The 22791-nt window shown below is 35.8% G+C and carries 18 protein-coding genes and 2 rRNA genes; 7 read left to right on the top strand and 13 right to left on the bottom strand.

Annotated features, from left to right (window positions below):
- Positions 1-86: 86 nt before the first annotated feature.
- From ACI6PB_RS00245 to ACI6PB_RS00235, 3 genes are all read right to left on the bottom strand, one after another.
- Positions 87-914: a MurR/RpiR family transcriptional regulator gene (locus tag ACI6PB_RS00245; RefSeq protein ID WP_404327559.1), complete on the bottom strand. Its 828-nt coding sequence runs from the start codon at positions 912-914 to the stop codon at positions 87-89.
- A gap of 133 nt (positions 915-1047) precedes the next feature.
- Positions 1048-1773 carry a C40 family peptidase gene (locus ACI6PB_RS00240; RefSeq protein WP_025085019.1) on the bottom strand — a complete coding sequence of 242 codons (726 nt, stop codon included), beginning with the start codon at positions 1771-1773 and terminating at the stop codon, positions 1048-1050.
- Positions 1774-1988: 215 nt separating this feature from the next.
- Positions 1989-2546, bottom strand: a complete 558-nt coding sequence (locus tag ACI6PB_RS00235; protein WP_025085018.1) for a guanylate kinase — start codon at positions 2544-2546, stop codon at positions 1989-1991.
- Positions 2547-2630: 84 nt separating this feature from the next.
- Here ACI6PB_RS00235 and ACI6PB_RS00230 point away from each other — a divergent pair, with 84 nt between their 5' ends.
- Complete coding sequence (locus ACI6PB_RS00230; protein WP_025085017.1) at positions 2631-2840, top strand: hypothetical protein; 210 nt, start codon at positions 2631-2633, stop codon at positions 2838-2840.
- 193 nt (positions 2841-3033) lie between these two features.
- Here ACI6PB_RS00230 and ACI6PB_RS00225 read toward each other — a convergent pair whose 3' ends face one another.
- Positions 3034-3660, bottom strand: a complete 627-nt coding sequence (locus ACI6PB_RS00225) for an LVIS_2131 family protein (RefSeq protein WP_025085016.1) — start codon at positions 3658-3660, stop codon at positions 3034-3036.
- 270 nt (positions 3661-3930) lie between these two features.
- On the opposite strand from ACI6PB_RS00225, the gene nrdH reads away from it, so the two are divergent.
- From nrdH to nrdF, 4 genes are read left to right on the top strand one after another with little or no spacing between them, the layout of a single operon-like run.
- Entirely contained in the window at positions 3931-4161 is a 231-nt protein-coding gene (nrdH, locus tag ACI6PB_RS00220; protein WP_025085015.1) for a glutaredoxin-like protein NrdH, read from the top strand.
- 2 nt (positions 4162-4163) lie between these two features.
- Entirely contained in the window at positions 4164-4538 is a 375-nt protein-coding gene (nrdI, locus tag ACI6PB_RS00215) for a class Ib ribonucleoside-diphosphate reductase assembly flavoprotein NrdI (protein ID WP_056950835.1), read from the top strand.
- Complete coding sequence (nrdE, locus tag ACI6PB_RS00210; RefSeq protein WP_162256974.1) at positions 4519-6696, top strand: class 1b ribonucleoside-diphosphate reductase subunit alpha; 2178 nt, start codon at positions 4519-4521, stop codon at positions 6694-6696. The genes nrdI and nrdE overlap by 20 nt, the downstream gene beginning before the upstream one ends.
- Before the next feature lie 15 nt (positions 6697-6711).
- Positions 6712-7737 carry a class 1b ribonucleoside-diphosphate reductase subunit beta gene (nrdF, locus tag ACI6PB_RS00205; RefSeq protein ID WP_056955726.1) on the top strand — a complete coding sequence of 342 codons (1026 nt, stop codon included), beginning with the start codon at positions 6712-6714 and terminating at the stop codon, positions 7735-7737.
- 40 nt (positions 7738-7777) lie between these two features.
- On the opposite strand, the gene ACI6PB_RS00200 is transcribed toward nrdF, so the two are convergent.
- Positions 7778-8230 carry a MarR family winged helix-turn-helix transcriptional regulator gene (locus ACI6PB_RS00200; protein ID WP_051564155.1) on the bottom strand — a complete coding sequence of 151 codons (453 nt, stop codon included), beginning with the start codon at positions 8228-8230 and terminating at the stop codon, positions 7778-7780.
- Between the two features lie 242 nt (positions 8231-8472).
- Here ACI6PB_RS00200 and ACI6PB_RS00195 point away from each other — a divergent pair, with 242 nt between their 5' ends.
- On the top strand, positions 8473-10758 hold the full coding sequence (locus ACI6PB_RS00195) for a lectin-like domain-containing protein (RefSeq protein ID WP_056955727.1): 2286 nt from the start codon (positions 8473-8475) through the stop codon (positions 10756-10758).
- A 154-nt stretch (positions 10759-10912) separates the two neighbouring features.
- A complete protein-coding gene (locus ACI6PB_RS00190) occupies positions 10913-13225 on the top strand; it encodes a lectin-like domain-containing protein (protein ID WP_404327558.1) in 2313 nt (770 codons plus the stop codon).
- Between the two features lie 112 nt (positions 13226-13337).
- Here ACI6PB_RS00190 and ACI6PB_RS00185 read toward each other — a convergent pair whose 3' ends face one another.
- The 8 genes from ACI6PB_RS00185 to ACI6PB_RS00150 all read right to left on the bottom strand — a co-directional run bounded on the left by ACI6PB_RS00185 (position 13338) and on the right by ACI6PB_RS00150 (position 22603).
- The gene (locus ACI6PB_RS00185) at positions 13338-13703 is read right to left on the bottom strand and encodes a DUF1634 domain-containing protein (protein ID WP_025086082.1); all 366 of its coding nucleotides are present in this window, start codon (positions 13701-13703) and stop codon (positions 13338-13340) included.
- A complete protein-coding gene (locus ACI6PB_RS00180) occupies positions 13703-14545 on the bottom strand; it encodes a sulfite exporter TauE/SafE family protein (protein WP_034544395.1) in 843 nt (280 codons plus the stop codon). Before ACI6PB_RS00180 ends, ACI6PB_RS00185 begins: the two co-directional genes overlap by 1 nt.
- A complete protein-coding gene (locus ACI6PB_RS00175; protein ID WP_025086080.1) occupies positions 14545-15021 on the bottom strand; it encodes a hypothetical protein in 477 nt (158 codons plus the stop codon). Before ACI6PB_RS00175 ends, ACI6PB_RS00180 begins: the two co-directional genes overlap by 1 nt.
- Before the next feature lie 9 nt (positions 15022-15030).
- On the bottom strand, positions 15031-15927 hold the full coding sequence (locus tag ACI6PB_RS00170) for an alpha/beta hydrolase (protein WP_404327557.1): 897 nt from the start codon (positions 15925-15927) through the stop codon (positions 15031-15033).
- 13 nt (positions 15928-15940) lie between these two features.
- Positions 15941-17131 carry an MFS transporter gene (locus tag ACI6PB_RS00165; protein WP_025086078.1) on the bottom strand — a complete coding sequence of 397 codons (1191 nt, stop codon included), beginning with the start codon at positions 17129-17131 and terminating at the stop codon, positions 15941-15943.
- 249 nt (positions 17132-17380) lie between these two features.
- On the bottom strand, positions 17381-19003 hold the full coding sequence (locus ACI6PB_RS00160) for a helix-turn-helix domain-containing protein (RefSeq protein WP_235700329.1): 1623 nt from the start codon (positions 19001-19003) through the stop codon (positions 17381-17383).
- Positions 19004-19486: 483 nt separating this feature from the next.
- Positions 19487-19603 (bottom strand): 5S ribosomal RNA (gene rrf, locus ACI6PB_RS00155).
- 82 nt (positions 19604-19685) lie between these two features.
- Positions 19686-22603: ribosomal RNA gene (locus ACI6PB_RS00150) — 23S ribosomal RNA — on the bottom strand.
- Between the last annotated feature and the right edge of the window lie 188 nt (positions 22604-22791).

Below are 22791 nucleotides of genomic sequence, written 5' to 3'. Positions count from 1 at the left end.
TCATCAGAAATATATTTTCATGTTACTGTTTTCTCTGAAATTCATTTTCATAATAAAATAAAAAAAATACCCTGTCAAGCAAGATATTAAATTTTACGATCTGATATTAATTCCTCATGTCGAGCAATTTTATCCAAAGTTTCCTTATCCTGACCAATCAATAATAAGAAAATAGCCTCGATCATAGTTGAAGCCGCTATTCTTGAAAAATAATACTCAGATTGAAATATTTGTTCACGTACATAAGTTTTTAGATGTAAATCTGCTCTTTGCGCGATTGGCGAATCAGAACGGTTAGTTATGGCAAGAACTTTGATACCTCGTTTTTGAGCCACATCCATCTGCTTTATTAATGACTTAGATTCACCTGAATTTGATATAACCAACAGAATATCTTCAAGCGACATATTCAGTGTTTGAGCAATCGAGGTTTCAAAGGCTGCATCACTCATTGCCAGCAATCCAATTTGATTAAATTTGTAGACTGCATCTATCGCTACTGGATAAGTATTTCCTTCGGCTACGACCTGAATTAAACGTGCATTTTTAATTATTGATAAAGCATCAGCAATTTTATCAGTCGGCAAATTTTTTAAAGTATTACTGATTTCCGAATCTTTCTTTTCAGCAATATTTTTGAGTGATGCCTGAATATCATCATCAACTGTAAATGATACGTTACTATCATCAGAAACCTGAGCCAAACGTGTTTTTAATTGATGAAATCCGTCAATACCTAAGCTTTTACAAAATCTTGAGACAGAGGCTTCACTAACTTCAGCTTCAATAGCCAACTGAGAAATTGTATAGTCAACCACGTCTTGGGGCTTCTTCAAAATAACTTGTGCAATTTTTTTATCTGTGACTGACATATGTGGCAGTTTATTATATATGACATCGATTATATTCTTCATAATTATTAATACCTCTAATTGTATTTTATCAAATTTAAAGTAAAAAGATCCTGCCAATACACAGACCATATGATACGATTGTACAAAAAAAAAGACCACCGAAGTGGTCTTAAAAGGTTATTTCAATTTTGAATTATAGAACCTTAACAGCGAATGAAGGCATGAAGTAACTTGAGATTGATGAGATCTTTACAGATTCACCAGGTTGTGGTGCAGCAATATATTGGTTGTTACCTAAGTAGATAGCTACGTGATAACTTGAACCTTTGCCACCCCAGAATAGAAGGTCTCCGGCTGATGCTTGAGAAACAGCTTCTTGTGTACCGGCACTTTCTTGAGCTACTGTGTATGAACCAATGTTCTTACCTGTTGCTTCGTTGTAAACATATGATGTGAAACCTGAGCAGTCAAAACCACTTGGTGTTTTACCACCCCATACGTAAGGTGTGCCTAAATACTTCTTGGCTGTACTAATAACATTAGCAGCAGTTGCTTGTGTTGTAGAAGTAGTAGTTGTTGTTGCAGCAGCTTCTGTAGTTGCTTGACTAGCAGTTGTTACATCAGCACCACTTAACCATTCGTTGTTACCTACAAGATACCATGTTGTACCATTGTCATCTACAACAGCCTTAGCTACACGCCAGCTTGTGTTTGTTCCAAGAATACGGTTAGAAATCTTTGAATCTGAAGATGGTGTGCTGAATAGTGCTGAATTGTTCTTTGTACGTACAACTGAAGGAGCATTTTGGACAGTTGTTGCAGCCTTAGCTGAAGAAGCGTTTGATAGACCTAAACCTGTAACTGCCATTGCTGCAGCAGCTGTAAATGAAATTAGACTTTTTTTAACGTTATTATTCAAAATTGAAATCCCCCATGAATTGGTATATTTTTTAATTGTTTAAATTTTTATTATTTATTAATTTCTTATCACTCAACGACCACTATATTACTCTCCGAATATTGCAGAACTGTTACAACAATTGTATAAGAATGTTACACTTTGAAATTTTTAGCAAAAAAAGGGTTATAAACGTTGTTTTATCAACATTTATAACCCTCTTGTGAAAAGACAAATTAATTTACTTTTTCACTTTTTATTATTTGATCGACCTTTTTTTTAGTGATTTCGATGTCATTATTAACAATTTTATAGGATTTTCCTTCTAATTCTTTAGGAATTCTTAAATCTCTCAGGAATTCATCGCTATTTATACGTGAAATAAGACGTTTATGATCATCCCCACGTAATTTTAACCGTTGTGCAACTGTGTCATAGTCCACTTCTAAAAATATCACAATAGCATTTTCACCGTATCTTTCCTTATAAGAGATAGCTCCTTGTGTATCAACTACAATACTTGCAGCATCATAATTTTCCCAAGTTTTATTGAGACTTTCCTCTGAAGATCCATACCAATGACCACTATATTCAACTTTTTCTAAATAATGATTCTTAAAAAAGGAATCTTCCGTTTCAAAATAGTAATCAATACCGTTTTTTTCGCCGTCACGTGGTAATCTAGTAGTGTGAGTGATGACACTTGGTATACGATAAGTATTTTTCAAATATTTGCTAATGGTAGTCTTGCCGGTACCACTTGCACCGGTAATTACAATAATTTTTTTATCCATTATAGAACCCCTATGTTTGAAATATTTCTTCTACTATATTAATATACTAGTCTGTTAAGTAATTAATCCGAGGAGATTTTACATATGAAAATAGAAGATTTAAAGGTTGGAACTGTTTACGACTGCTCCGTTGATGAAGATATGGATTACCCATTCCAAGGCAAAGTTGAAAAAATTTACGAGCACTCTGCTTTAATGGAAATTGTAAAAAATGATCCTAAAGATAATGCTAATAAAACTGAATTAAACAACAAGATTGTTGTAAGTATCAAGAAAATCAAAAAAGCTAAGTAATTATAAAATATCAATTTTTTCAAATAAAGAGCGGATATGACATATTCCGCCTATGAGCATTAAGGAAAATAGGAGCAGGTAATCGTACTCGATTACTTGCTCCTATTTGTTTTGAACGGAAAAGACATATTATGTTCCGCGTTCATATTGCCATATTTAATTAATAAAGTTGTTATATCTCAAACTGTTTTCTTTATTTTTCAACATTAATAAATGAACTAGCAGGTACTCTTAAGACACGATATTCCATCGCAAAACGGTTGGCCTTTAAGCCTAAACCATTTCTGAAATTATTCTTATACTTAGCCTGCATTGTTATAACATAAGCATCCTGATACTTAGAATCAAGTTTCTTAATTTTCTTAACTGGCCAATTCAAACGCAATCCAGAAACAGTAAATGGTAATGTTGCATCCGAGACAGTAGCATTTTGACTCGAGACCGTATATTTAGAATTATTCAACCAATATTGATAAACATCTGTTGATGAACTAGATTCCTGCTTATTAATTTTAACGTAATAGCCTTGTCCATCGTTCGTTGTCTGAACGATCATCGGATTATATTTGTAACTAACGACAATGTTATCCTTATCATTCAAATCAACCTTGGTAAATAAGCTAGTGTATAACATCCCACTAACAGCTAAAATGACGACAACAATTTCCAATAGATCTGTTAAAATTGTTACTCCAGTAATTTTCTTCTTTTGTTGAACAAGAATTTTTAAATGACGATTTCTAATATTAAATACAACAAAGATTAATAGTGCAATTACAATAATCCATGCAATAATTCCCACAAAATTCCAAGAACTCATAGTTTTCTCCCAACTAAATTAATTGTCTTAAACACTTCATAACTTTATAATAGTCATTACGCTAATTTTACCACGAATCGAAAAAATATTTGAAATTGAGATACAAAACGGTCAAAATTGTGTGGGCACATACGTTTGTCGATTTTTTATAATGACAGTATAACCACGCCATATCGTGTATTGGCCGTTATGTCGAATACTATATATTGTGTTTAATATTTCAAATGATTATACTAATTGGGAATAGCAAGTTGAAAGGAGTTAATCACTATGAATAACGTAATCGTATATAGCAAGAACAACTGTATGCAATGCAAAATGACTAAGAGATACTTAAAGGAGCACAACGTTTCCTTTGAAGAAAGAAATATCAATCAAGATCCAGAATACCTAGACCTTTTAAAACAACAAGGTTTTAAGAGCGTCCCTGTCGTTATGAACTCTGTCAGCGATCCTATCGTCGGTTTTCGCCCAGACAGTCTTAAAGACCTTGTAGGTTAATCATGAAAAAAATAGCTTATTATTCTATCACCGGACAAACTAGAAGGTTCGTTAATAAACTAGGAATAGATGGATATGAAATAACCGACGCCGACCCCTTTTACCAAATGGGTCGGCCATTTATTCTTATCGTACCTGCTTATGATGACGACATGATGGATCCTGTAATCGACTTTTTACAGTATAAAGATAACGCACAAAACTGTATTGGCGTCGCTGGTGGTGGCAATCGTAACTTCAATACTTTATATAACCACACCGCAAAAGATATTGCCCATGGATTAGACGTTCCGGTTGTCTTTGAATTTGAATTCAATGGTACTCAAAAAGACGTCGAAAACTTTAAGAAAGTAGTGAATGAAATTGGGATTAAATAACCTAGATGTAACCAAACTTCATTATTTTAAATTGAATAATGAAATCAACATCCCCGTAGATGATAAGATTCCGCTTAACAAGGATAAAGAAGCCGTTAAAGCTTTCTTCACTGAAAATGTTGAGCCAAATACTAAGAAGTTTGCTTCCTTCAAGGATCACATTAACTATCTAATCGATAACAATTTTATTGAAAAAGAAGTTATCGACGAATACCCACATGAATTCGTGGCTAGTCTTTATGATTACTTATTAGATCAACATTTCCAATTTCAATCTTTTATGGCTGCATATAAGTTTTATAACCAATATGCCCTAAAGACTAATGATGGTGATCTCTATCTTGAAAATTACGAGATGAGAATTCTTTTTAATGCCCTTTTGTATGCCCATGGAGATCAAGCCTTGGCTAAGAGTTTAGCCACTGAAATGATTGCTCAACGTTATCAACCTGCAACACCTTCATTCTTAAATGCTGGTCGTAAGCGCCGTGGAGAATACGTTTCTTGTTTCTTATTACAAGTAACAGATGATATGAACAGCATTGGTAGAACAATCAACAGTGCCCTTCAATTGTCACGAATCGGTGGTGGTGTCGGTATAACATTATCCAACCTACGTGAATCAGGTTCACCAATTAAAGGCGTTGATAACTCTTCATCTGGTGTGCTACCAGTTATGAAGTTGTTGGAGGACAGTTTCAGTTACAGTAATCAATTAGGCCAAAGACAAGGTGCTGGTGCTGTTTATTTGAACGTCTTCCATCCTGACATCATCGACTTTCTGTCTGCTAAAAAAGAAAATGCTGATGAAAAGGTCCGTGTTAAGACTCTTTCATTAGGTGTTATCGTGCCTGATAAGTATTACGAATTGGTTCGTAACAACGAAGACATGTATCTCTTTAGCCCTTATTCAGTTGAAAAAGTTTACGGCATTCCTTTCTCATATGTTGATATTACTAAAGAATACGACAATATGGTCAAAGACGACCGTATCAAAAAATATAAGATTGAAGCTCGTGAGCTAGAAGACGAAATCAGTAAGTTACAGCAAGAATCAGGCTATCCTTACGTCTTGAACATTGATACCGTTAACCGTGACAACCCTATAGACGGTAAAATCATCATGAGTAACCTTTGTACTGAAATTCAACAAGTCCAGATACCTTCTGAACTAAATGATGCTCAAGAATACGTTAAATTGGGAACTGATGTTAGTTGTAACCTCGGTTCTACTAATATTTTGAATATGATGCAAAGTCCTGACTTCGGACAATCAATTCGTTCCATGACTAGAGCTCTAACTTTTGTCAGTGACGCTTCTAATATTACTGCTGTACCACCAGTAGCAAATGGTAACAAGATGAACCATTCTATCGGTTTAGGTGCAATGGGACTTCATACCTTTTTGGCTAGCCAACACCTCGAATACGGCTCCCCTGAAGCAATTGAATTCATCAATGTCTATTTCATGTTAATTAATTACTGGACATTAGTTGAAAGCAACAATATCGCTAAAGAACGCCACGAGACTTTTGCCAATTTTGAAAAATCAAAATATGCGGACGGATCTTATTTCGAGAAGTATTTAGATAAGAGCTTTGCGCCTAAACTTGACGCTGTCAAAGAACTCTTCAATGATATCTTCATTCCTCAACCAGAAGATTGGTCAAAACTAAAAGACAACGTTATGCGTGATGGAATTTATAACGCTTATCGTATGGCCGTTGCTCCAACTGGTTCTATCTCTTACATCAACAACACTAGTGCTAGTTTGCAACCTATTACTCGATTAGTTGAAGAAAGACAAGAGAAGAAAAATGGTAAGTTGTACTTCCCAGCACCACTTTTGAGTAATGATACTATCAAATACTACAAGTCAGCATATGACACTGATATGCGCAAAGTTATTGACACTTATGCTTCTGCCCAAGAACACATTGACCAAGGAATGAGTTTGACACTCTTCATGCGTTCAGAAATTCCTGCTGGTCTTTATGATTGGAAGGCTGCAGATGATACTAAGCAAACAACACGTGATCTAAGTATTTTACGTAACTACGCTTACTACAAGGGTATCAAGTCACTTTACTACGTCAGAACATTTACCGAAAATAATGACGAAATCGGCAGTAACGAGTGCGAAAGCTGCTCTATCTAGGAGGAAATTTTTATAATGGTTGATACATATTACAAATCAATGAATTGGAATAAACTAGAAGACCAAATCGACAAGGAAACTTGGGAAAAGTTAACTTCACAATTTTGGTTGGATACACGTATTCCTCTTTCCAACGATTTAGACGACTGGCGTACCCTCAGTCCTGCTGAACAAACTGTTGTTGGACATGTTTTTGGTGGTTTAACACTATTGGATACTCTTCAATCACAAGACGGAATCCAGGCAATGCTAAAGGATACTCGTACTCAAGCTGAAACGGCTGTATTCAATAATATTGAATTCATGGAATCAGTTCATGCTAAGAGTTATTCATCTATTTTCAGTACCTTGAATAGTGCCGAAGAAATCGAAGAAATCTTTGATTGGACAGATCATAATGAATACCTTCAAAAAAAGGCTAAATTTATTAATGATATTTATCAAAATGGTGAACCTCTACAAAAGAAGGTTGCTAGTGTTTTCCTAGAAAGTTTTCTATTTTATTCTGGATTCTACACACCACTTTATTATCTGGGTAATAACAAACTAGCTAATGTCGCTGAAATCATTAAGTTGATTATTCGTGATGAATCAGTTCACGGAACTTATATTGGTTATAAATTCCAATTAGGTTTCAACGAATTAAGTGAAGATAAACAATCCGAATTAAAAGACTGGATGTATGATCTACTCTATACTCTCTATGACAATGAAGAGAAATATACTAAAGAATTGTATAAAGAAGTCGGTTGGGTTGATGAAGTTCTTGTTTTTCTTCGTTATAACGCTAACAAGGCCCTAATGAATTTAGGACAAGAGCCTTTATTCCCTGATGGTAATGCCGAAGATGTTAATCCCATCGTTATGAACGGTATTTCTACTGGAACAAGTAATCACGACTTCTTCTCACAAGTTGGTAATGGTTATCTAATGGGTAAGGTTGAAGCTATGAAGGATTCCGATTATGATATTGGACGTACTGGAGACAACAAAACACCAGACAACGATTCACTTTTCAATAAAGTTAAAAAACTAAAATAACAAGCTATACAAATAAGGATTCACCAATTAAGGTGAATCCTTATTTTGTTATATTCATAAATAATTTTTTAGATAAATCTTCTAAAGTATTCCATTCATCAGCGGTGAAATTACTTTTTGCTACCAATATTTCTGGTAACTCATTAATATCTTTACGCTTAGAGGTTCCTAAGTCAGTCAATTTTACATTAACAACTCGTTCATCATCTTTACTACGTTGACGAGTTACTAATCCTTCTTTTTCCATACGCTTTAACAAAGGCGTTAAAGTTCCTGAATCAAGTGAGAGTAATTCACCAAGTCTTTTAACTGTGACATGATCGTACTCATAAAGTGATACCAATACCAAATATTGTGGATACGTTAATTTATTTTTGCTTAATCCATCATGATATAACTTCTGAATTGCACGGGAAGTTGCATAGAGAGAGAAACATAAGTGATCATCCAAGGGGATTGGCTTAGTAGCATCAATTGCAATCTTTTCTGCCATATAAATCATCCCTCCTTATTCCATTTTAGGTCTATTTTATTCTTAATTTAAGGAATTGTAAACTATTCTATTTCGCACAACTTAATTTAAAATATCTCACATATAATATAAAATTTATAATCAAATATTTATATTTTTTAAACTCAAATAACAATAAAAATACTTAAATTAATTGAGGTTATACATAACACATTGGTACAATTTGTATGAAATAAGGATATTTTCTATTGAGAGGGATCCATATGAATATTTTTTATCGAAAAAGATTTTTAATCTTTGCTATTTTTTTATGTATTTTAATTCTGTTTTTAGATATCTATTCTACCAAAGTCGCCGGAGCCGATACTGGTGATTCTGACTACGAACACGCCCTTGCTACCACACCTAAGGGACTTAATTGGGATAATAACAACTTTGTGATTGCTAAATTTCCACCTAAACCAGTCAACGCACCAATCGACAGCCCTTCGGGTAAAAAATATAGCTACGACAATAATGCCACTATTGTTCGTTCAAAAAATCCAGCAACCAAAGATACTAGTGTTATCAGTTTGACCAATGGTACTTATCAAGTTGGTGCTGTTTGGAGTAACTTTGAAAAAGGAAATTACTTTGATTTAAGTCACGAACAAATAGCCTCAATGTGGATATATTTTGGTAACACTGGTGGAGAAGTACCCGGAGATGGAATGGCATTTGTCCTGCAAAATGACAAAAGAAAAGAAAACGCTATTGCTCTCTCATCTACCGGAATACCTGTAAATGGTCAATCACTAGGTGTTTGGGGAGCTGATTGGGATAAAACAAATTTATATCCTGAAAATATTGCTAAAACAGCTATTCAGAACAGTTGGGCTATGGAATTTGATACTTATAAAAATCTATTAACTGGTGCCAATGAAATTTCTGGTGAGGGAGTTTCTTTTGATGCTAATAATCCTGGAACTTATTCCCAACATATTGCTACCGGATTTCCTGCTTCGTATAAAACTTATGTAAAACAAAAAGCTGGTAATACCAATCCACCAATTTACTATTACACCATGCATCATGATAATTTTATTGGTATAGAGAATCTAGTTGATAGTAATTGGCATCACGTCACTATCAAGTGGTCTCCAGATATCAGTGTAAACAGTCAAACGACACCCACAGGGGGAACAATGACTTACAGTTATAATGACAAAAATCCTGATGGCTCTATGCCTGATGCCAATAATATAAAAAGTACTAGCTTTCATTTAGACACTGCCAACTTCAATCTTCAATCTGATAGTAAACTCTATTGGGGATTTACCGGTTCTACTGGTAAATATTACGAAAATAACCTAATGATTTTTGAATCGATTCCTTCATTTGTTGACGCAGAAGCTACCACCAAAATCCATGACAATACTCAGAATCGAGACATTGAAAAAAACGATAGCCAAGTCTATCCCAACGATGATGTTAGCTATTTTTACAATCTAGACTATAAGGGTTGGACCAAGACTTGGAATGGTATTAATGCCAAAATGAACGTACCTAAAAACATTCATTTTACAAGTGGAACAGTCAGCTATCCCGCAACTGGAAATACTTACCAAATACCTAGCGATAAATTTCTTAACGCCCCCGCCTCTATTGAAACCGTCCTTCCAGAACAGCTCAATCAAGACAGTCGAAAAGCAATAGTGGAACTCAAGGGCCACACAGAAACAATTGCTACTGAAAAGCTCAATGTTCCTAGCGCGCATGCCTCATTTGAGGGTGATAATTTAATCACCGATACTAACACAATTCCCTTTTTCATACAGGCACGTAACCTAACTCTAAAAAGTAATTTTCCAGACATTAAAAAAATTGGTCAACACGAAGATGTTGATATCCCCGCCGAATTGGAATATCACGACGGAACTTCTTTAGTCAGTTCTAATATGACTGTCTATTCATCAATAAATGATAAGAATTTACCTAGTTTTAAACTAAATGATTCCAATCCCGCTACAGGTTTTATGCTTCATTTAAGCAGTGATCAATTGTCCTCTAAAATAAATATCGTAAAATTTTACGTCGTAGATAATTTAGGTAATAAAACTAACGTTATCACTAAGCAGATAAACGTAGGAGGAACCGTTCAATTTGGATCAGTGTCACCACAATTGAATTTTAAAACCATGAATCTTACTTCTCCAAATGAAATCATTCCTCGTATGAATAATTGGCAAATCGACGTAATTGATAGCCGAGAAAAAGGTAGCTCCTGGTCCGTTCAAGCTAATGCTAGCAAATTAACGGATTCAAAAACTCATCAAGAATTTGATGGTGCTTTAATTTATCGAGATCCTACTGGCAAAGTATCATACTTAAATAATGATCTAACAATAGCCGAAAACTCTAAAGATAACGATGATACTCAAGAGAAAAGCATAACTGAAAATTGGAATTCTCAAGATGGAATTCTTTTGTTGTCCAATTCTCAAAATAAGGCTGGTAATTACTCTGGTGAAATAAATTGGTCACTAATTGATTCACTTAACAATAAATAAACTTACCACAAAATAAATGATATTCTTGAATATCATTTATTTATTTTATATATATAAAAACACAATACGTTTTAGCCCTATATAGCATGTTAAATATTCATTTATTTGTTAAAATTTTCTTGTAAAATGATTTTGTCAGATGAAAGGAATATTCATGACTAATTATAATGGTTTGAAACAACTATTATTAATCTTTATCGGAGCAACATTTCTATTCATAATTTATTCATTTACCTACGTTCAAATAGCTAGAGCTGATGACAATAAAGATTATGAAAATGCTTTGTCAACAGCACCCAAAGGTTTAAATTGGAATAATGACGCCTTCGTCGTTGCTAACTTCCAAGCGGCGGCTGAAAAACGATTACGTAGACCTGTCATCGTACCTTCAAATAACATGTTTAATTCAAGTATGACTAATAATGCTCAAATTACTCAGTCGACTAATCCCGATCCCAATACTAAAGGAACCAGTGTCATCAAAATGACTAATGATAAATATCAAACTGGGGCCGTTTGGAGTAACATGAATTCTGATAATTATTTTGATATTCAACATCCCCAAAGGGCATCGATGTGGCTTTACTTTGGACCCGCTACTAGCTCTACGGGATTTGTTGGTGATGGTATGGCCTTTGTTCTTCAAAATGACAAAAACAAAGAGAACTCGATTGCACTTTCCGCGGATGGAATTCCTGTTAATGGACAAGCCCTAGGTGTTTGGGGAGCTGATTGGGATCACGAAAATCAAAGCTTTCCGGATAGGCTCGCCAAAACTGCTATTCAAAAAAGTTGGGCCTTAGAATTCGATACTTTTGTCAATCGGTATAAACCAAGTATTGGTGGTACTGGTGAAGGGGTTTCTTTCGATTTGAACGTTGGAGATGGAAATAACGGTGATCGTCACATTGCCGGTAATTATCCCGCATTAGCAACCACTTATAAAAGTGATGGCGACTACCCTGGATTCTTTACCATGGATCATGGAAAAAATTATAAACTCCACTCCAATTTAGTAGACGGAAAGTGGCATCATGTCACTATCACTTGGACGCCTAAAAGTGATACCGACCACTCACAAGGAACTATAACTTATGCTTACAATGATAAGGATCCCAAATCAGGAATCCCCATTACTGACCCTAATCAAGTAGTTCAAACATCCTTCAATATTGATACAAAGAATTTTGGACTGACAGAAAATAACACTAAACTTTATTGGGGATTTACCGGTTCTACCGGTAAATATTCTGAGAACAACTTATTAGTCTTCGAATCTATCCCCTCTTTCGTTGATGCTGAGGCAGTTCCAGCTATTTATGATGATTCTCAAGGTGGAACTGAAATTACTGAAAGTAATAACACTGTCGATCCCAATAGTGATATTAGATATACTTACACATTAAACTATAAAGGTTGGACTAAAAATTGGGACAAAATTAGTACAAAGGTAGATGTCCCTGACCATATTAAATTCACTAGTGGTACAATAACTTATCCAAATTCAGCAGACAATAAACCACATCAAATAAATCCAAGTGTCTTTAGCAACTCTAACGCCACTAAACTTAACTTTCTCTTACCCGATAAACTCACACCTGAAAGTAGAACTGCTATTATTGAATTACATGGTAAAACTGAAAAAAATGCCACGGAAACTTTGACTGTTCCTGCGGCTCATGCTTCCTTTGAAGGTGATAATCTTATTACCGATGCTAACACTATTCCATTCAAAATTAGATATAGAAAATTAAATCTATATAGTGACTCACCTAATATTATTAAAGTGAAAGAAAATCAAGATGTTTATATTCCAGCACAAGTAACCTATGCTGGTAGCAATAATAATCCTTACTATCAAAACCTGACAGTTTATCAAAAATTAAATAATAATTCTACAGAAACACAAAGTATTACTGCTGATTTATCTGGTAATTTTGAACTTCCTATAGCCAGTTATTCGTTAGACAAAATCAATACTGCTTCTTTTTACGTCAAAGATCAAGACGGGAATACTAGCACACGTCAAATCACTGTTGGTGGTAATTTAGCGTTTGACTACGTACAAAATATAGTCTCTTTCAAACCTATTAATGGCTCCTTCATTGACGAAATCTTACCACGACTTGGAAAATGGCAAATTAATGTTGTTGATAGTCGAGAAAAAGGAAGCCAATGGTCTGTTCAGGCCAAAGCCAGTGATTTAGTTTCAGAGGATAAAAATAAATTATTAGGTAACTTATTTTATCGAGATGCTAATGGAAAAGATCATGATATTGACAAAGAATTTCCCGTTGCTACACATGTAAAGGATACTGATGATACTCAAGTCAAAAATATTGCTGATACGTGGACTGATAATAGTGGAATATTATTATCGGCGAAAAAAGGCAACAAGGCTGGAATCTATAAGGGTACGATATCATGGTCACTAATCGACTCCCTTTCAAATAAAAATAAAGCATGAGAATCTCCCAATTCTTACTGAAATATACGTTTGCAATAATAAAAGGAGTGCTCATATCGATCCACACAATGTGGGTCCATATGAACACTCCTTTTTAGACTACAATTGTTCTCTAACTACGATATCCCATAAACATGGCAAAGATTAAGATTACCAAAACGATCGTAGTAATAATTACATATAAATTATCATGCTCCTTATAAAAAGCATATATTGAAACAACTACTCGTAATACTGGTGTCAAAATAAGTAGAAAAACACCTAGCATAATAACAGCATATGATTTTCCAGCCGCAACTCCAGCAAAGATTGCCATAAATCGACGTGGAAATTCACCTGAAGCATAACCACTGCCACCCATAAAGTATAAGGCCATACCTATTAAAATAACGATTGCTGAAGTGACCACACCGATACGTAAAATTTTTCCAATTACTAATTCAACCTGTCGTGTTTCTTCATGTGTATTATTATTCATTAGATATTCACCCCAAATCCTTTAAGAGCCATTTGTACTCCCATGTAAAGAATAATAGGAATAAAAATCATTCTGATGATCCTTGGCTTTAAGACTTGCATTAAACGGGCACCAATTGTTGCCCCAACTAAAACACCAATTGCCAATGGCGCAGCAATATCGGGACGAATTGAACCATTAAAGAAATATACTGTCGCACTAGCTGCAGCAGTAACACCCATCATCAAATTACTTGTAGCACTTGATGGTTTTAAAGGCATTTTCATGATTGTATCCATAGCGATAACTTTAAAAGCACCACTACCAATACCCAACAAACCACTAGCTAATCCAGCAGCCCACATCATGATAAATCCACCCGGAACATTTTTCATTGAATAATCAATCTGTTTTTGCTCCGCTTTATCATAATAAGTACTCGATAATTTAAACTTATCGACAATTGGATCGTGACCGGTATAAACACTTTCACCTTTTTTATCCATTAACTTACGAATCATATTGTAAGTTGAGTAAAGTAAGAAGAATCCAAATAAGACATATAAGAAATTACTGGAAAATACACCTACTAACAAGGCACCCATGATGGCACCAACAGTTGTTGCAATTTCCAAGAACATGGCCACACGCAAATTTAACATGTCGTCTTTTAAGTACGCAATTGTAGAGCCAGAACTTGTTGCAATAACTGAGATGATACTAGCACCAATCGCATACTTAATATCTAATCCCATCATAATAGTTAGAACTGGCGTAATGATCATTCCGCCACCAATCCCCAAAATTGCACCAAGAACTCCAGCTCCTACTCCCATTACTAAAAGTAGTAGCATTGAATTCATTATTTTTCCTCTTTTTCGTCTTCATCTTTTTTAGAGAAATTCTCTAAAGAAGTTTCATAGTTCCCTTTCATTATATCCATTGTGTGCTTTATTTCATCATTTTTTAAGCTATTTTCAGAAATTAAATCAATATGGAACTTAGAGGCATTCAAGTAATCACAACTAGTTGAGAGATAAATTTTTGTTTCAACTTCAGCATCATCATCAAAAAAATGTGTTACTTTCTTAGCGTCAGCAAATGGTAAATTGATAATTCCAGTTTCTAAATAAAAATCAATTGGAAATTCCGCATCGGCAACATGAATAATCACTTGTGAAAGCTCATTATCAGTTAAATCTTTTTCCAACTGTTCTTTAGCTTTATTTAATGACCAAAGATCTTCTTGTAGTAAATCATCCTTGCTTATATTTAGTTTAGTTTGTTTAAATTTTTCATCTTGAATATTTTCGATAAAATCAGTAACTTTAATTTTCATTATTTTCTCCTAGAGGTACAATTTCAAAAAGTTTTCCACAGCACCTTGATATTTTTTAGAATCGACGTAGTAGCTCCGTATATGAACCCCTTGACTTTCATAAGATTCTCTCGGGAATTTTCCACATGTTAATAACTTTTCACGCATTTCAAATGGTACAGTAAAATCATTTTTTCCATGCATAAACAAAATTGGTAACGTATTTTTAGCCAAAGCCTTTGTACAATCTGCCTGTGCATATGAAAAACTAGCTCGTATTTTTGAGACTAGTGAAATTCCCTTAATCAAATATCTACCTTTAATATGATACCTTTTTTGACAGTGATAACTCAAGATGTTCGAAGCACTCGTATATCCAGAATCTTCAATCACCAGTTTAACATTCTTTGGCAATTGATACTGTGTCGTCAACATAACAGTAGCCGCACCCATAGATGCACCAAATAAAATAATTTTACTATCAGGATGTTTATCATTAACTTCTTTGATCCATTCTAATAGATCTAAACTCTCAATATGACCAAAACCTAGATACTTACCTTCACTTTTACCAGCAGCCTGATTATCAATTTGTAATGTATTAAAGCCTAATTTATCAAATAATTGAGCGTGAACATCCAACGATTTATGATCTACTCCAAATCCGTGAACCAAAATAACCGTTGTAGAACTTTTATTATCGGTGAACCATCCATACAACTTACTGTGATTAAATTTCGAATTTATTTGCCATTCTTGTTTTGGTTTTTTTAAATATTTTTCTGTTTGTTCAACTAATCCTTCATCCATTTTAACTTTCGGAGCTTCCGCTCCCAAAGCCTTTGAGCCTCTTTTTTGAATGAATAAAAAAAAGGCGTTCAAAATTAGAACGACTAGTAATAACAATATCAAAAGTAAAATTATCATGATATTCCCTCACTTACGCTAATTCTTTAACGCCTATCATAGCCACAGCTACGATAATCATTGATATAGTAATACCGACAAATAATGTCGAGAATGATAGTGCTGTAATAATCAAACTACCAGCATAAGGACCAACTGCACGTCCCAAAGAACCAAAGATACTATAGAAGCTTTGGAAAGTTCCACGATTCTTATTCGTCGACATCTTACTCAATAAAGCTGGAATAGTTGGAAAGACCATTGATTCGCCAACCGTTAAAACCAACATACTAGTTACAAATGCTAAATAAGTCTTAGCTCCTGGTAATAGCAAGAAAGATGAACCCATGATTACAGTTCCAATAAAAATTTGATACTTTAAAAGTTTAAATATTTTTGAGATGACACGATTCATAACTGGTTGAATAATTAACAACGAGCCAGCATTAATAGTAAAGACAAGTCCGTATTCACGTGTTGTGTATCCTTGATTAAGCATGTAAGCAGACAAGTTGCTGTCCCATTGTGAGTAGCCTAACCAAACGATAAAGATTGATGCACAGATAATGAAAAGATTTAATTTGAACCGTCCTGATCCAATTTCAATTTTTGGATCAACGTTATCATTATCGTAACTAGTTAATTCATCAGAATCATCGTGTTCTGAAACGTGTTCCAATAAATTAGCCTTAAATAGTAAAATAATTGAGCTCAAAACAAATAACAACATTGGTATAAAGAAAGTAAAGAAAATGCTCCACTTGAATATGAATCCAACTGCAGTTGAACCCACGGCAATACCAATATTTGATGCTAAATACATATTATTAAAGATTACTCGACTATTCCCCGACATTTGTTCCGCCACAAAAGCTGTATAAGCGTTAACTGCCGTATAAATTAGTCCCATTCCGAATCCTAAAATAAATAGCATAATAGCATATGTTGGCCAAACATGATGAACTGACATACCTAACAAAGATACAATAGAAATTATGTAACCAATGTATAAAGTACCACGTTTAGAGAAACAATCGAACATAACGCCACCCATGGCATTTCCAATCATCATAAAGGCTGAATAAACCATTAATGTAAATCCCGCCGTTACCAAGGATTCATGCAAATTTTTATGAATAAAAATTGTATTAACTGGTAAAATAAAACCCATTACCAAATTAAACGCAATATTTAAAAGTAGTAACCACATTCTTTGTGCTCGCATTTTTTCACCTCTTCTATAAATTTTCCTATAAAAAAAACCATGGTATAAATTAACCATGGTTTTTTTGGTAGTACTCAAAATGAGTAAATAGATTCCGGTTCACATCCAGTTTCTATAGATATCCCTCACAAATCCGGTGAGTAGTGCTCGATACCCTACCTTCATAAGTGCCGTCCTAATTCGACGGCTCTCGACTCATCGCACAAGTCTCATCATAATATATTCTGAAATTTGTTGCAACTTTTTTCACTAAAGATTTGGATTTTCGTTAACTTTCTCTTCCGTCCAGATTTTATAAATTAAGTTTAATAAACCGCCCATTTGTCCATCTACACCGTTATACATCCAACGATAGATACATACATCTTTTCCCATTTGATCTTCGGGTGGATTAGCACTATTAGCTGTAACAATAATATCAGCCTCTGTAGGATCACTGACAATCTTAGCGTATGGTAATGATTGTAATGTCACTGATAAGTCTGAATAAACTAGGAAGAATGATTCTAATTCAAGATAAACTTTAACTTGAATATTCTTATTATAAAGTGAGAAGAATCTATATGCGATTGCATAAATAGCTTCTGAAATTTGTTTTGTTTTTCCATCCAATGATTGATACTTATCACGAAGCATTAAATGTTGGACAGTTGAATAAATTTTGCTCTCTAATCCCTCATCATTTAATTTACTAATAGCATCACCAAAACCTGAATATAGATTCAAAATCTCAATATAATTGTGATCTAATGCTAGAACACCAATAATACATGTAGTTAAATTATATTTATATCTCAAAAATTCACTATGTGACATCGCCATGTCAGAGATTGTTTGTTCAACATCAATTGGAATTAACTCCAAGAAATCATCAATAAAGTTAGCAAACAATGGATTATATCTAACCAATTGTTTAGAAACAGATTGAAGATAATCTTCTGAAACCTCAAAAGTGGCTGGAACACACATCAATAGAATATAAAAGTCAGCTGATTGGAACATTTGCTCCTCATAACTAACATCTTCTTTAATAGCACGCTTCAATTCGCGAACTTTTTTGCTACCGGTATCTCCCTCAAGCATTGAACCGGCGCTTTCAAAAATATTAGGGAAAGGATAATTGATAACATTCAAAGCATCCATATTTTTAACATGATTACCTGCCAAAATACGGTACAAATGAGCCATGACAACATAAGCATAAAAAGTCTTAGTAATATGATTAGTTGGTTTGAGACGATATTTGTCCAAAGCAATATCAACGACTTTAAAAGCTGTCTTCTGTGTAAAATCTTCAAATGGCCATACATATCCCCTAGTGGCATTCCAATATAACGCCGCAATAGCCAAACGAATTGATTCCTCATCACCTACAAAGCGCATTGGTTCATAAGCTATTCTGACACCGAAACGCTTTAAATAACCTCTCATTGGCTTTAAATGACGTAAAACTGTTGCCTTACTACTATCAAGTGTTTGATAAAAATGTTTAAATGAACTTTCTTTTTCTTTTACAATCGCATCTAAAAATAGATAACCATCAGAATTAGTCGTTAAATAAGCATGATAAGCATCTCTGGTAACGTCAAACATCTCTTCAGTCGAATACTTGCTCTTCTTCAAGATTCGTTTGAAATCTTCTTGAATCCCCAAAAAAGTATTGTAGACACTGCCGTAACTCTTATTCATTTGATAGGCAGCTTTTCGTAAGTTAATATCCTTTACCTTAATATCACGATTACGATATGTTCCAATAAGATCTGCACTAGCTAATTGATTAGTTCTTATTAACTTTATTTTATTAAATAATTGTATTTTTTCAATTTCGGACTTTGATAAAAATAAGTCAGTAAAGCTATCCAAGAACTCCACCCCCATAGATATAATTAGTTCTATTATAATAGAATATATCCAAAGTTTTATAATTTTTATTTATATTATCATAAATATTTTCCTAAATAAGTAACCTACAATGTTTCAGAACTTAAATAAATAGACAAGATATTTATAGAAATATGAATATATTTTATTATCTATACCAATAAGTTATTTTACGCCTTATTTTAAATAAGTATAGTCCTTGAGCGTTCCTTAATTCAGAAAAAAACAATTTTCATAAAAAGTAAAAAATTAGGTTGAAAGAATCAATCTTTTTGAAGAAGCTAACCATTGTTTCATAGGGAATAATAAGATATTTTTGAAGGCTTTTTATTTTCCAAATAAAAAGCTCCTTAAAATAGACACATTGGCTAATTTGAAATAAATACTTTGAAAAATTATATTAATAATTTCTGAAAAAACATTTTTTAAAGACACAAAAAAAGGAATCAACCTAAGTTGATCCCTTTACCATTAGCGTGGCAGCTACCTATCCTCGCGGGTAGTTTCCCACCAACTACTTTCGGCGTGGAGAAGCTTAACTTCTGTGTTCGGCATGGGAACAGGTGTATCCTTCTCGCTATCGCCACCACACTATTGTTGCTCGTACCTTCAAAACTAGATATTAAGACTATGAATTAAAATTGAAACACTTCAAACTGCTGTAAACTCTTACTCGGTTAAGTCCTCGATCTATTAGTACTGCTCAGCTCCATGTATCGCTACACTTCCACCCGCAGCCTATCTACGTCATATTCTCTAACGGATCTTACTTCCATAAAGGAATGGGAAATCTCATCTCGAGGGGGGCTTCACACTTAGATGCTTTCAGCGTTTATCCCGTCCATACGTAGCTACCCAGCGATGCGCCTGGCGGCACAACTGGTACACCAGAGGTATGTCCATCCCGGTCCTCTCGTACTAAGGACAGCTCCTCTCAAATTTCCTACGCCCGCGACGGATAGGGACCGAACTGTCTCACGACGTTCTGAACCCAGCTCGCGTACCGCTTTAATGGGCGAACAGCCCAACCCTTGGGACCGACTACAGCCCCAGGATGCGATGAGCCGACATCGAGGTGCCAAACCTCCCCGTCGATGTGAACTCTTGGGGGAGATAAGCCTGTTATCCCCAGGGTAGCTTTTATCCGTTGAGCGATGGCCCTTCCATATGGTACCACCGGATCACTAAGTCCGACTTTCGTCCCTGCTCGACTTGTCAGTCTCGCAGTCAAGCTCGCTTATGCCTTTACATTCTACGAATGATTTCCAACCATTCTGAGCGAACCTTTGAGCGCCTCCGTTACATTTTAGGAGGCGACCGCCCCAGTCAAACTGCCCACCAGACACTGTCCCTCACCACGCTAAGTGATGTAGGTTAGAGTTTTCATATAACAAGGGTAGTATCCCACCAATGCCTCCCTCGAAACTAGCGTTCCGAGATCAACGGCTCCTACCTATCCTGTACATGTCACACAAAAACTCAATATCAAGCTACAGTAAAGCTCCATGGGGTCTTTCCGTCCTGTCGCGGGTAACCCGCATCTTCACGGGTATTATAATTTCACCGAGTCTCTCGTTGAGACAGTGCCCAAATCATTACGCCTTTCGTGCGGGTCGGAACTTACCCGACAAGGAATTTCGCTACCTTAGGACCGTTATAGTTACGGCCGCCGTTTACTGGGGCTTCAATTCTCAGCTTCGCAAAAGCTAACTGATCCTCTTAACCTTCCAGCACCGGGCAGGCGTCAGCCCATATACGTCATCTTACGATTTAGCATAGACCTGTGTTTTTGATAAACAGTTGTTTGGGCCTATTCACTGCGGCTGGCTGTTACACCAGCACCCCTTCTCCCGAAGTTACGGGGTCATTTTGCCGAGTTCCTTAACGAGAGTTCACTCGCTGACCTTAGGATACTCTCCTCGACTACCTGTGTCGGTTTGCGGTACGGGTAGTTTATTTCTAACTAGGAACTTTTCTTGGCAGTGTGAGTTATTGTGCTTCGTTACTAAAATTTCACTCCCCATCACAGCTTGTCCTTAGAGATATAAGCATTTGACTCATATCAAGACTTACTGCTTGGACACGCATATCCATCAGCGTGCACACATCATCCTCCTGCGTCCTTCCATCGTTCAAACAAAATAAACTAGTACAGGAATATCAACCTGTTATCCATCGATTACGCCTTTCGGCCTCATCTTAGGCCCCGACTAACCCTGGGAGGACGAGCCTTCCCCAGGAAACCTTAGTCTTACGGCCGACCAGATTCTCACTGGTCTTTCGTTACTCATACCGGCATTCTCACTTCTAATCACTCCACCACTCCTCACGGTATGGCTTCAATGCAATTACAACGCTCTCCTACCACGTGTCTTACGACACATCCACAGTTTCGGTATCATGCTTAGCCCCGGTACATTTTCGGCGCAGAATCACTCGACTAGTGAGCTATTACGCACTCTTTGAATGAATGGCTGCTTCTAAGCCAACATCCTAGTTGTCTATGCGTTTCCACATCCTTTTCCACTTAGCATGAATTTTGGGACCTTAACTGGTGATCTGGGCTGTTTCCCTTTCGACGGTGGATCTTATCACTCATCGTCTGACTCCCGAGTAAAGATCAATGGTATTCGGAGTTTATCTGAATTCAGTAACCCAAGACGGGCCCCTAGTCCAAACAGTGCTCTACCTCCACGATCCTAAACCTCGAGGCTAACCCTAAAGCTATTTCGGAGAGAACCAGCTATCTCCAAGTTCGTTTGGAATTTCACCGCTATCCACATCTCATCTCAGCATTTTTCAACATACACGAGTTCGGTCCTCCAATGCGTTTTACCGCATCTTCAACCTGGACATGGATAGGTCACTTGGTTTCGGGTCTACATCAACATACTTAGTCGCCCTATTCAGACTCGCTTTCGCTACGGCTCCGACTTTTCATCTTAACCTTGCATGTTAACGTAACTCGCCGGTTCATTCTACAAAAGGCACGCCATCATCCATAAACGGACTCTGACTACTTGTAGGCACACGGTTTCAGGATCTATTTCACTCCCCTTCCGGGGTACTTTTCACCTTTCCCTCACGGTACTGGTTCACTATCGGTCACTAGGGAGTATTTAGCCTTGGGAGATGGTCCTCCCGGATTCCGACGGAGTTTCTCGTGTTCCGCCGTACTCAGGATACTGAATGGAGTGGATCAGATTTCGTTTACGAGGCTTTCACTCTCTTTGGCCAAGTTTTCCAACTTGTTCGACTATCATAACCTTTTGTTCTCACAACATCAGTCCTACAACCCTAAAGAGCAAGCTCTTTAGTTTGGGCTATTCCCGTTTCGCTCGCCGCTACTCAGGGAATCGAATTTTCTTTCTCTTCCTGCAACTACTTAGATGTTTCAGTTCATTGCGTGTTCCTCTTGACTGCTATGTATTCACAGGCAAGTAAATATCCATTACGATATTTGGGTTCCCCCATTCGGAAATCCCCGGATCAAAGCTTACTTACAGCTCCCCGAGGCGTATCGTCGTTAGTTACGTCCTTCATCGGCTCCTAGTGCCTAGGCATCCACCGTGCGCCCTTTATAACTTAACCTAAATTAAATTACAAAAAGTAATTTAAAACAATTTGCCATGACTTTCGTCACAGCTGGCAATCAAAAAGATTGCCGCGCAGTTTTCGGTGTTTCTTTAATTCATTAATTCTTAATATCCAGTTTTCAAGGTACGAGTTTGAGGGTAGACCCCTCAAAACTAAACAAAGTTTTAACAATTGTGTATTTC

It is taken from the genome of Companilactobacillus paralimentarius (assembly GCF_963227125.1).
Classification (GTDB): domain Bacteria; phylum Bacillota; class Bacilli; order Lactobacillales; family Lactobacillaceae; genus Companilactobacillus; species Companilactobacillus paralimentarius.
This window is presented reverse-complemented; position numbering and strand designations above follow the sequence as displayed.

Bases quoted from the DNA above. Each gene is read 5' to 3' on its own strand.
- ACI6PB_RS00165 (WP_025086078.1), bottom strand. From the start codon at position 17,131: ATGCGAGCACAAAGAATGTGGTTACTACTTTTAAATATTGCGTTTAAT.
- ACI6PB_RS00230 (WP_025085017.1), top strand. From the start codon at position 2,631: ATGAAAATAGAAGATTTAAAGGTTGGAACTGTTTACGACTGCTCCGTT.
- ACI6PB_RS00185 (WP_025086082.1), bottom strand. From the start codon at position 13,703: ATGAATAATAATACACATGAAGAAACACGACAGGTTGAATTAGTAATT.
- ACI6PB_RS00225 (WP_025085016.1), bottom strand. From the start codon at position 3,660: ATGAGTTCTTGGAATTTTGTGGGAATTATTGCATGGATTATTGTAATT.
- nrdE (WP_162256974.1), top strand. From the start codon at position 4,519: ATGAAATTGGGATTAAATAACCTAGATGTAACCAAACTTCATTATTTT.
- ACI6PB_RS00190 (WP_404327558.1), top strand. From the start codon at position 10,913: ATGACTAATTATAATGGTTTGAAACAACTATTATTAATCTTTATCGGA.
- nrdI (WP_056950835.1), top strand. From the start codon at position 4,164: ATGAAAAAAATAGCTTATTATTCTATCACCGGACAAACTAGAAGGTTC.
- ACI6PB_RS00195 (WP_056955727.1), top strand. From the start codon at position 8,473: ATGAATATTTTTTATCGAAAAAGATTTTTAATCTTTGCTATTTTTTTA.
- nrdF (WP_056955726.1), top strand. From the start codon at position 6,712: ATGGTTGATACATATTACAAATCAATGAATTGGAATAAACTAGAAGAC.
- ACI6PB_RS00180 (WP_034544395.1), bottom strand. From the start codon at position 14,545: ATGAATTCAATGCTACTACTTTTAGTAATGGGAGTAGGAGCTGGAGTT.
- ACI6PB_RS00170 (WP_404327557.1), bottom strand. From the start codon at position 15,927: ATGATAATTTTACTTTTGATATTGTTATTACTAGTCGTTCTAATTTTG.
- nrdH (WP_025085015.1), top strand. From the start codon at position 3,931: ATGAATAACGTAATCGTATATAGCAAGAACAACTGTATGCAATGCAAA.
- ACI6PB_RS00200 (WP_051564155.1), bottom strand. From the start codon at position 8,230: ATGGCAGAAAAGATTGCAATTGATGCTACTAAGCCAATCCCCTTGGAT.
- ACI6PB_RS00235 (WP_025085018.1), bottom strand. From the start codon at position 2,546: ATGGATAAAAAAATTATTGTAATTACCGGTGCAAGTGGTACCGGCAAG.
- ACI6PB_RS00175 (WP_025086080.1), bottom strand. From the start codon at position 15,021: ATGAAAATTAAAGTTACTGATTTTATCGAAAATATTCAAGATGAAAAA.
- ACI6PB_RS00245 (WP_404327559.1), bottom strand. From the start codon at position 914: ATGAAGAATATAATCGATGTCATATATAATAAACTGCCACATATGTCA.